The organism is Bacteroides sp. RTP21281st1_H5_RTP21281_210402 (assembly GCF_040918965.1).
Taxonomy (GTDB): domain Bacteria; phylum Bacteroidota; class Bacteroidia; order Bacteroidales; family Bacteroidaceae; genus Bacteroides; species Bacteroides congonensis.
This window is the reverse complement of record NZ_JBCOWR010000010.1, coordinates 1-9,756: the sequence shown is the minus strand read 5'-3', so window position 1 is coordinate 9,756 and position 9,756 is coordinate 1. Positions and strand designations below refer to the sequence as shown.

Below are 9,756 nucleotides of genomic sequence, written 5' to 3'. Positions count from 1 at the left end.
ATCTACGACCGTACCGGCAAACTGCTGGTATTCAATCAGCCTGCCTATGACATTTCGATTGTTCCGAAAGAAGTGGAGAACCTGGACACACTCGACCTGTGCCAGTCATTGAACATCACCCGTGCCCAATTCCTGAAGATAATGAGCGACATGAAAGACCGTCGCCGCAATCCGGGATATTCCCGTTATACCAACCAACTGTTTATGTCGCAGCTTTCGGCAGAAGAATGTGGCGTCTTTCAGGAAAAACTGTTCAAGTTCCGTGGCTTCTATATTCAGCGGCGTACCATCCGCCAATATTCCTACAATGCCGCCGCACATGCTTTGGGTGACATCGGAGAAGTTTCCGCCAAAGAAATGGAAGCGGACGAAGAAGGATACTATATCCGTGGTGACTATGTCGGAAAGTTGGGTGTGGAGAAATCATATGAAAAGTACCTGCGCGGAGAGAAAGGAATTGAAATCCTGCTTCGTGATGCGCATGGCCGTATTCAGGGGCATTATATGGATGGTGAATACGACCGTCCATCCGTCCCTGGCAAGAACCTGACACTAAGCCTGGACATTGATTTGCAGATGTTGGGTGAACGTTTGCTGAAGAATAAAATCGGAAGTATCGTAGCCGTCGAACCCGAAACCGGAGAAATCCTCTGCCTGGTATCTTCGCCGAACTATGACCCGCATTTGATGATCGGCCGTCAACGGGGTAAGAACCACCTGATGTTGCAACGCGACAAGATGAAACCCTTGCTGAACCGTGCTTTGATGGGTGTATACCCGCCGGGTTCTACCTTCAAGACAGCGCAAGGCTTAACCTTCCTGCAGGAAGGAATCATCACCGAGCAAAGCCCTACATTCCCTTGTTCACGAGGTTTCCATTACGGCAGACTGACGGTAGGTTGCCATGCTCACGGAGCACCGATTCCGTTGATACCCGCCATCGCTACATCGTGCAACTCCTATTTCTGTTGGGGGCTGTTCCGTATGTTCGGTGACCGCAAGTACGGTTCACCGCAGAATGCCATCACCGTTTGGAAAGACCATATGGTTTCGCAAGGATTCGGCTACAAACTGGGAGTCGATTTGCCGGGTGAGAAACGCGGGTTAATCCCGAACGCGCAATTCTATGACAAAGCCTATCGCGGGCACTGGAACGGACTGACCGTAATCAGTATCTCCATCGGTCAGGGAGAAATTCTGTCCACCCCGCTTCAGATAGCAAACCTGGGAGCAACGATAGCCAATAGGGGATATTTCGTCACGCCGCATATCGTGAAGGAAATCCAGGACAATCAGATAGACAGTCTCTACCGTACTCCCCGCTATACCACTATCGAAAAAAGACATTACGAGTCGGTGGTGGAAGGTATGCGTGCCGCCGCTACGGGTGGTACTTGCCGAATGCTTTCCATGATGGTTCCGGATTTGGAAGCCTGTGGAAAAACGGGTACGGCACAGAACCGCGGTCACGACCACTCGGTATTTATGGGCTTCGCGCCGATGAACAAACCGAAAATAGCTATCGCCGTCTATGTGGAGAACGGTGGATGGGGTGCTACATACGGAGTTCCTTTCGGGGCACTGATGATGGAGCAGTATTTGAAAGGCAAGCTCTCGCCGGAGAACGAGTTGAGAGCGGAAGAATTTAGTAACAGAGTGATATTGTATGGTAACGAGGAGCGATAGTTTGTGGAAAACACTGGACTGGGTAACGATTTGCATTTACCTGCTCCTGATTGTCGGCGGGTGGTTCAGCGTCTGCGGGGCGAGCTATGATTATGGCGAACGCGACTTCCTCGACTTCTCTACCCGTGCCGGCAAACAGTTCGTATGGATTATCTGCTCCTTCGGACTTGGATTTGTGCTGTTGATGTTGGAAGACCGTATGTATGATATGTTCGCGTACATTATATATATAGGGATGATTCTCTTGCTTATCGTCACTATCTTTATTGCACCGGACACGAAAGGTTCCCGTTCCTGGCTCGTAATGGGGCCGGTCAGCCTGCAACCCGCCGAATTTGCCAAGTTCGCCACGGCCCTGGCGCTGGCCAAATATATGAACGCCTACTCATTCAGCATCAAGAAGGAAAAGTGTGCCCTGGTCTTGGGAGTGATTATCCTTCTCCCGATGTTATTGATTATCGGTCAGCGGGAGACAGGCTCTGCCTTGGTATATCTCGCCTTTTTCCTGGTTCTCTACCGGGAAGGAATGCCGGGAGTGGTGCTTTTTGCCGGAGTCTGTGCGGTAATCTACTTCGTAGTCGGCATCCGTTTCGACGAAGTGTTCATTGCCGACACACCCACACCATTGGGGGAATTTATCGTATTACTCTTGATTTTGTTATTCGCCGGCGGTATGGTATGGGTATATCGTAAGAAAGCCGTACCTACCCGCAACATCATTGGCGGAAGTCTGGGTGTATTATTAATCGCCTACTTAGTATCGGAATACTGGGTACATTTCAGCCTGGTTTGGGTGCAATGGGGGCTTTGTGCTGTCGTAGTAGGCTATCTGATATATTTGGCATTGAGCGAGCGTCAGCGCACCTACTTCTTAATCGCCTTGTTCACTATCGGCTCCATCGGATTCCTTTATTCCAGTAACTATGTCTTTGATAATGTACTTGAACCGCATCAGCAAATCCGTATCAAGGTGGTGCTGGGCTTGGAAGAAGACTTGACAGGAGCAGGATATAACGTGAACCAGTCCAAGATTGCCATCGGTTCCGGCGGACTGACGGGAAAAGGTTTCCTGAACGGCACGCAAACCAAATTGAAGTATGTACCCGAACAAGACACCGACTTCATCTTCTGTACAGTAGGAGAGGAACAGGGATTTATCGGCTCGGCTGCTGTCCTGATAGCCTTCCTGATTCTGATTTTACGGTTGATATTCTTGTCCGAACGACAACCCTCTACTTTCGGGCGGGTATATGGATACTCCGTCGTCAGCATTTTCCTCTTCCATCTGTTTATTAATGTCGGTATGGTGTTGGGATTGACACCGGTTATCGGTATTCCATTGCCGTTCTTCAGTTACGGTGGGTCTTCCTTGTGGGGCTTTACGATATTGCTGTTTATTTTCTTGCGTTTGGATGCAGGGCGGGGCAGAAGGCTTTAAAAAGAGCTTCTAATTATCTATGTGTTGTTTTTCAACCCGTATTCCTACGTCATTCATTCCTTGTAGACTCTTGTCTTTCATCCCGTGCATTACCTTAATGGTATAATTACCCGGATGCAAAGTTCGCACGGATTTAACGAATGTCTCCGACTGATAAATGCTTCCCCATCCTTTTCCCGTCCATCTGCCGCTAGAATCTGCCAGGGTGATGGCGATAGTATCCGTATGCCACACTGTAGAATCCGGCATATTCTGACTAATAAATAAATGCAAGTCATGATACGGATAATCCGTCCTGTTGCGAACTTCCGCAAACAGCCGGAAAGTCGTGGGAATACTATCCGTGACAGGAATCTGAAAAGAGAGTGTATCACTCTTTCCCCACCCTTCATCGGGAAGGGATTGGTAAGAGTGATACATCGTATTCTCGTCGTTACAGGCTACTGCCATGCAGGCAGTGAGCAGACCAAATAAACTATTCCTGAGAAGGCTTTTCATTATGATTCTGCGGTTTCTCCTGATTTGGGTTTCTTTCCGGTCGTTCAGGTCTTTCTCTTTCCGGTCTTTCGGATCTTTCCGGTCTTTCCGGTTTGGGACGACGCTCCTGACCTTGCGGACGTTCCGGTCGTTCTTGATTTTGCGGACGTTCCTGATTTTGCGGACGTTCTTGTCCTTGTGGGCGTTCCGGTCGTCTGTTGTCGTTATTCCGTCCCTGGTTCTGCCCTTGATTCTGTCCCCTGTTCCGGTTATTATTATTGTTTCTCGGTCGGTTTTCCCTTTCCCCTCTATTCCCGTTTTCTGAGGGTTGCGGGCGGTTATCATTCTCCCGTTGAGGTTGTTGCGGACGGTTTCCACCCTCTGCCTGTTGCTGCGGGCGGTTGTTATTGTTGTTATTTCCTTTTTTCTTCTTCTTGTTATTCCGGTTTCCGCCATCCTTATTATTCCGGTTGCGGTCGAAACGGGTAAGGCTTTCCTGTTCCAATAAGTCTACCGGCTTCTTCGGTTCCGGCTTCTTCTCTTCTTCGACCAGGCTGTCCGGCTTCATCCCTTTTCTATTCATGGAGATAATCTCAAAAGCACGTTTACCACTGATTGTCACCAGGTTGGCGGGGAAGTTCTTGTCCGTAGAATAAGAAATCTGATTGCTCAGAATATCCGCTTTGAAGAAATAGAAAGTACCATCCTTCGTTTCCAGTTCTATCTCCTTGGAAGGAAGGCGTTTTTGAGCTTCCACATAGCAGTCCACTTCATAGTTCAGGCAGCATTTCAGCTTCGCGCATTGTCCGGCAAGTTTCTGCGGATTCAGTGAAATGTCCTGATAACGGGCTGCGCTGGTAGATACCGATACGAAACTCGTCATCCATGTGGCACAGCAAAGCTCTCGTCCGCAAGGGCCGATACCGCCGATACGTCCCGCTTCCTGGCGTGCGCCAATCTGCTTCATCTCGATACGTACACGGAATGCCTCTGCCAATACCTTAATCAGTTGGCGGAAATCCACACGTTCGTCCGCGATATAATAGAAGATAGCCTTGTTGCCGTCTCCCTGATACTCCACATCTCCGATTTTCATGTTCAGGCTCAGATTCAAAGCAATCTGACGCGCACGAATCATCGTAGCATGTTCTTTACCTTTGGCTTCGTTGAATTTCTCCATATCCACCGGTTTGGCTTTCCGGTAGACACGCTTGACTTCCGTATCCGCCTTGAAGTTCGCTTTCTTCATTTGCAGCGGAACCAGTCTGCCTGTCAGCGTTACTACACCGATATCATGGCCCGGAGCAGCTTCAACGGCAACTATATCCCCCTTTTCCAGTTTGATTTTATTGCTGTTGCGGTAATATCCCTTTCGGGTATTCTTGAATTGCACCTCCACCATGTCACTCTCTTCCGCGTTGCCCGGTATGTCTGCCAGCCAATCGTAGGTGTTCAGTTTCTTATCTTGTCGGGAGCACCCTTTGCAGCAAAGGCCGCCGCTCCCATTATGAAGTTTATATTCCATAGTTTATATATTTATTATTGCTTCAACAGTACAATCATCTTCAGCGAGAAGTCGAAGAATACCATTTTGGCATTTACATTCTGTTCTATATGTAGTTGCGCTTCGCTCAGTTCGTCCATGATGCCCATCACATTCCGTTCGTTGACAAAAGGTGCAAAGCGGGTTGCAAAATTCTGTTCGTTGATAGTCATATACGTAAGGTCGCGCTGATGCAGGTTGAAGATGAAATTCTCCCGAATCATACGCTGGCAATATTCCAGAAGATTCTTCTGGCGTTCACGCCCCATGCCTGCCACTTGTTCGCTCCACATTTTCATCTCCCTGATCTTCCGTTGATAAGACAACCGCATCAGGCTGACAAATAATTCAAAGAACAACTGGTTCTCTTCATTCAGATGAATAGACTCGAGCGCCTTGATGAAATTTCCGTTTGCCAGGTGGGCGATGGAAACACTGTCGGCGGGCAAAATATTATATTTCGCCTGCAATATGCGATCAATACTGGCTTCATCAATCTTCCGTACATTCATACGTTGGGTACGGCTCAGGATAGTGGGCAGAATCATGTCCGGTGCTTCCGATACTAATAAGAAAACCGTCTTTTCCGGTGGCTCCTCAAGCAACTTCAGCAGTTTATTGGCGCATACCGGATGCATTTTTTCCGGTAGCCACACAATCGTAATCTTAAATCCTCCTTCACTGGATTTCAGACTCAGTTTTTTCAGAATCTCATCACTCTCCTTGGCGTAGATCAATGCCTGTGAGTTCTCTGCATCCATCTCACCCAACCAGTGATTAAGGTTAAAGTAAGGATGATTGATGACAAACGGTCGCCAGTCGGCAATATAATCATCGCATACTTCCTTCTTTCCCTTCGCGCTTTTCACGATAGGGAATACGAAATGTACATCGGGATGTACCAGTTTATTGAATTTCACGCAGGACGGACACGTTCCGCAGGCATCAGTCTCCCCCCGATTAGTACAACTGATGTAACGTGCGTATGCAATAGCCAACGGCATTTTCCCGACCCCTTCCGGGCCGCAGATGAGTTGGGCATGTGGAATACGCCCCTCATTCACTTCCTGAATAAGCCGTTGCTTGATTTCTTCTTGTCCGATTACGTCTCTGAAAAACATATCAATAAATGATTTTGGCTACTTCTTTGATACTGTCTACTGCTCCGATAGAGTAGAAATGAATACTTGGCACTCCGTGAGCCATCAGCTCCTTGCACTGGGCTACACACCATTCAATGCCCACCTGCTCGGCTTCCGCGTCGTTCTTGCATTTCAACGCTTCCTTCACCAAGTCTTCCGGCAAGTCCACCTTGAATGTCTTTGGAATCATGCTCAGTTGGGACAATTTTTTGAACGGCTTGATTCCCGGAATGATAGGTATATTGATACCTGCCGCCTTCGCCTGCTCTACAAATTCAAAATATTTCCTGTTATCGTAGAACAACTGTGTCACGGCATATTCCGCACCGGCTTCCACCTTTTTCTTCAACCAATAAAGGTCGGTTTCGATATTCGGAGCTTCTTCGTGCTTCTCCGGATAGCAGGCCACCCCATAAGAGAACGGAGTACTGCTGACTTTCATTTCCGAACCGTCTACAAAGATGCCTTTATTGAAATTATTGATTTGTTCCTGCAATTCGATAGCGTGATGGTATCCGTCGCCTTCCGGTGTGAATACTGATTCGTGCTTCGCCTTGTCGCCACGCAACACCAGCAATTCCGTGATATTCAGAAATTGCAGGTCGAGCAACACATACTCCGTTTCCTCACGTGTGAAACCGCTGCATAAAATATGTGGAACGACCGTGATATTGTATTTATTCTGAATGGCAGCGGCTACGGCAACCGTTCCCGGACGCCTTCTCAGACGGTTTCTCTGAAACAATCCGCCTCCGAGGTCTTTATAAACGTATTCGCTGCGGTGGGTGGTGATATTGATATATTTCGGGTCGAATTCCCGAAGCGTATCAATTGTCTGATATAACTTTTCTATTCCCGTTCCTTTCAGAGGTGGAAGGATCTCGAAAGAAAAAGCAGTTTTCTTGTTGCTATGTATTAAATCAATTACTTTCATTCTTTTTTGCTAATGTTCGTTATCTATGTCGGACTAAACGTGCATATTGGGACAAAAATACGAAAAAAGAAAGATTTCTTCTTGATTTACTCTAAAATAGTTTTGTTTTTATCGCACTATATAGATAAAAGAGGGAATATCCTCTTATAGGATACACCCTCTCTTACCTAATCATTATTATATTAGAATTTACTTTTCAAGGAACGATTTCTTCATCCGGGCAATGTCTGTCAGGTAATCTTGTAAATCCTGTTCATGTTCTTCCTCTTCGGCAAGAATATGTTTGGCGATGTCACAAGTCGTGAAATCTTTCCCGTTGGTAAAGTCAGCAATTTCCTGATAACGAAGGATTGCGCAGCGTTCTGAAGCGACGTTATCTTTCAGCAAACTGACAGAATCGAAGCCTTGCGGAGCGTCATATTTGCATCTTGCCAACTCGAACCATTGTTTTGGGTCAAGCACCGGAACTCCTTCCAGTTCGATGATACGGTCAGCGAGCAGTTGCGCATGTCTGCGCTCTTCTTCGGCATGTTCCTCAAATTCACCCTGTACATCGGCACGCATGGCACCTTCCACTACTAATGCACCTACCCAATATTGATAGTATGCCAACCATTCTTCAGCTAATGCTGCGTTCAACTGTGCGATCAAACTTTCTACATCTAGTTTTCCTTGTAGAATTTTTACACTTTCTCTAGCCATAATTTTTATGTTTAGGTTACTATGTTTAAGTTGCCTATGTAACAGACTGCGGTTGCTTTTGTTTCGTGATTGCGATAGTTTTAACAAAAAAAATCCCCTCATCTGCCATTCGTCAGTGCTGGCAAAGAGGGGATGTATGTCAATGCGGCATCAAACCTTTCTTCCTTTTCTGATCGGTGAGTTCTGTTTGGGCGGCTGCGTTTTCTTTTCTACTACTCTTGACTTTCCAACCCGAAGCCCGCTTCCTCCTTTTTTCTTCTTCTTTATCGTCGTCTCTAGCTTCACTTGCTCTCTGTCTATACCCTCAGTGGATGCGCTCAAGGGTTTGTCAGCTTTTGCTTTTTGGGCTTGTTTGGAGACAATATTGGCTTTGCGGTAATTCGTTTTTATGTCATACCCTTGCAAGGCTCTGTTTATCGCCTTGTTGCTATTGGCGGGTTTCCTGGCTTGAACTATATCTTTTGACTTGTCCAATAAGTCAAAAAGTTCTTCCAGTTCTCCGGGAGCCAAATCCCTATAGTTCCCTTGCCCCAGATTACCTAATTTGATGTTCATAATCTGGATGCGTTCCAGCTTGACCACTTCATAGTCAAAATACTCGCACATTCGGCGGATTTGACGGTTAAGTCCTTGAACCAAAGAGAGCTGAAAGGTGTAAGGATTGATTTCTTTGATTTCGCAACGGCGGGTTACCCTGTCCAGAATGGGAACACCCTCTGCCATCTTGGTGAGAAACTCTTTGGTGATGGGTCTGTCTACTCTTACCAGATATTCCTTTTTATGATTGTTGCCCACGCGCAATATCTTGTTGACAATATCTCCATCGTTCGTAAGAAGGATTAAGCCCTGAGAGTCTTTATCCAGACGTCCGATAGGAAATATGCGTTGTTCGTGACTTATGTACTCGATAATATTGCTTCTGTCAGAAACATCTGTTGTGCTGACGACTTCTACCGGTTTGTTAAATGCGATATACACGGGCTCAATCTCATTTTTTATGAGCTCTCCGCGTACTTCAACTTTTTGACCCGGCAATATGCGCATTCCGATAGTTGCACGTTTGCCATTGATGGTTACATGCCCGTCTTTGATAAGCTGGTCAGCCTCTCTTCGCGAGCAATAACCTGATCCACTGATGTATCTGTTCAGTCTATATTCCATTTATATTTTTATTTATGTATTTACGATAGTCCATCAAACATTGTATTTGCACTTATGTGTATGTGCCGACAGGATGTTCGTTTCATCATCTTAACCATCCTGTACTCTTAGTAGGGAATGCTTAATTAAATGTGGGAAATCTTCCTCAAGAAGAAAGCTCTTTTTAGAGCTTTAAAAATGTGGTCAGATAATATGGAGCAAATATAGCAATAGAAACAAAGAGAAGAAAGAATATTAGCAATTATAAATAAGAAATATAGAAGATATCGAATTTATTGAGCGAATTCAGCGCGCGCCCTCTATGCGAAAAAAGCAAAATCATTTCTCATATTCTCATGGAGAATGGTATTCGGTTGATAATTAGATGTATAGGCTATGAGAATTAAAATGTTTACATGCATTTCTCATAGTTTATAGCTGTAAAGTGCCTTCAAAGAAGGTATTTCTCATACTTTATTTCGCATTTCTCATGCTGTATATTATGCTTGACCTTGTTTCAGGATACTAATATGTATGGGTCAATATAGCCGTAGTTTGTATGTTGAGTAGGCAGATGGCGTGTCTTTCATAACAGACATTATTGTGTTTTCCTGCCTCAGGGCAGACGCATTAAAAATTATTTTCCTGTAAAAGTTGTGACAAATATTTTTCATCCCATCCCGCTTTTAGTCTT

General features: G+C 45.9%; 8 protein-coding genes. 2 read left to right on the top strand and 6 right to left on the bottom strand.

From position 1 onward, the window contains the following. Window positions 1–1,686, top strand: a 1,686-nt coding sequence (locus AB5443_RS15215) for a penicillin-binding transpeptidase domain-containing protein (RefSeq protein WP_368119618.1), incomplete at its 5' end; no start/stop codon positions are given. Further along, window positions 1,667–3,124: a rod shape-determining protein RodA gene (rodA, locus tag AB5443_RS15210; protein WP_195407312.1), complete on the top strand. Its 1,458-nt coding sequence runs from the start codon at window positions 1,667–1,669 to the stop codon at window positions 3,122–3,124. The genes AB5443_RS15215 and rodA, both read left to right, overlap by 20 nt. Window positions 3,125–3,133: 9 nt before the next feature. Here the strand turns inward: rodA and gldH are convergent, their stop codons facing one another. From gldH to rluF, 6 genes are all read right to left on the bottom strand, one after another. Beyond that, window positions 3,134–3,622 (bottom strand): gliding motility lipoprotein GldH, encoded by a 489-nt coding sequence (gene gldH, locus AB5443_RS15205; protein WP_073346610.1) that lies wholly within the window; start codon window positions 3,620–3,622, stop codon window positions 3,134–3,136. After that, window positions 3,600–5,126, bottom strand: a complete 1,527-nt coding sequence (locus AB5443_RS15200) for a regulatory iron-sulfur-containing complex subunit RicT (protein WP_277131905.1) — start codon at window positions 5,124–5,126, stop codon at window positions 3,600–3,602. The genes gldH and AB5443_RS15200 overlap by 23 nt, the downstream gene beginning before the upstream one ends. A 14-nt stretch (window positions 5,127–5,140) precedes the next feature. Continuing rightward, the gene (locus tag AB5443_RS15195; protein ID WP_277131903.1) at window positions 5,141–6,265 is read right to left on the bottom strand and encodes a DNA polymerase III subunit; all 1,125 of its coding nucleotides are present in this window, start codon (window positions 6,263–6,265) and stop codon (window positions 5,141–5,143) included. A 1-nt stretch (window position 6,266) separates the two neighbouring features. Next, complete coding sequence (gene metF, locus AB5443_RS15190; protein ID WP_277131901.1) at window positions 6,267–7,220, bottom strand: methylenetetrahydrofolate reductase [NAD(P)H]; 954 nt, start codon at window positions 7,218–7,220, stop codon at window positions 6,267–6,269. 189 nt (window positions 7,221–7,409) lie between these two features. Further along, on the bottom strand, window positions 7,410–7,922 hold the full coding sequence (locus AB5443_RS15185) for a ferritin-like domain-containing protein (protein WP_022137137.1): 513 nt from the start codon (window positions 7,920–7,922) through the stop codon (window positions 7,410–7,412). A 150-nt stretch (window positions 7,923–8,072) separates the two neighbouring features. Continuing rightward, window positions 8,073–9,083, bottom strand: a complete 1,011-nt coding sequence (gene rluF, locus AB5443_RS15180; RefSeq protein ID WP_277131899.1) for a 23S rRNA pseudouridine(2604) synthase RluF — start codon at window positions 9,081–9,083, stop codon at window positions 8,073–8,075. Window positions 9,084–9,756 lie beyond the last annotated feature (673 nt).

What these genes read in the sequence shown, in the direction of transcription:
- rodA (WP_195407312.1), top strand. Translation starts at nt 1,667, where the DNA reads ATGGTAACGAGGAGCGATAGTTTGTGGAAAACACTGGACTGGGTAACG.
- gldH (WP_073346610.1), bottom strand. Translation starts at nt 3,622, where the DNA reads ATGAAAAGCCTTCTCAGGAATAGTTTATTTGGTCTGCTCACTGCCTGC.
- AB5443_RS15200 (WP_277131905.1), bottom strand. Translation starts at nt 5,126, where the DNA reads ATGGAATATAAACTTCATAATGGGAGCGGCGGCCTTTGCTGCAAAGGG.
- AB5443_RS15195 (WP_277131903.1), bottom strand. Translation starts at nt 6,265, where the DNA reads ATGTTTTTCAGAGACGTAATCGGACAAGAAGAAATCAAGCAACGGCTT.
- metF (WP_277131901.1), bottom strand. Translation starts at nt 7,220, where the DNA reads ATGAAAGTAATTGATTTAATACATAGCAACAAGAAAACTGCTTTTTCT.
- AB5443_RS15185 (WP_022137137.1), bottom strand. Translation starts at nt 7,922, where the DNA reads ATGGCTAGAGAAAGTGTAAAAATTCTACAAGGAAAACTAGATGTAGAA.
- rluF (WP_277131899.1), bottom strand. Translation starts at nt 9,083, where the DNA reads ATGGAATATAGACTGAACAGATACATCAGTGGATCAGGTTATTGCTCG.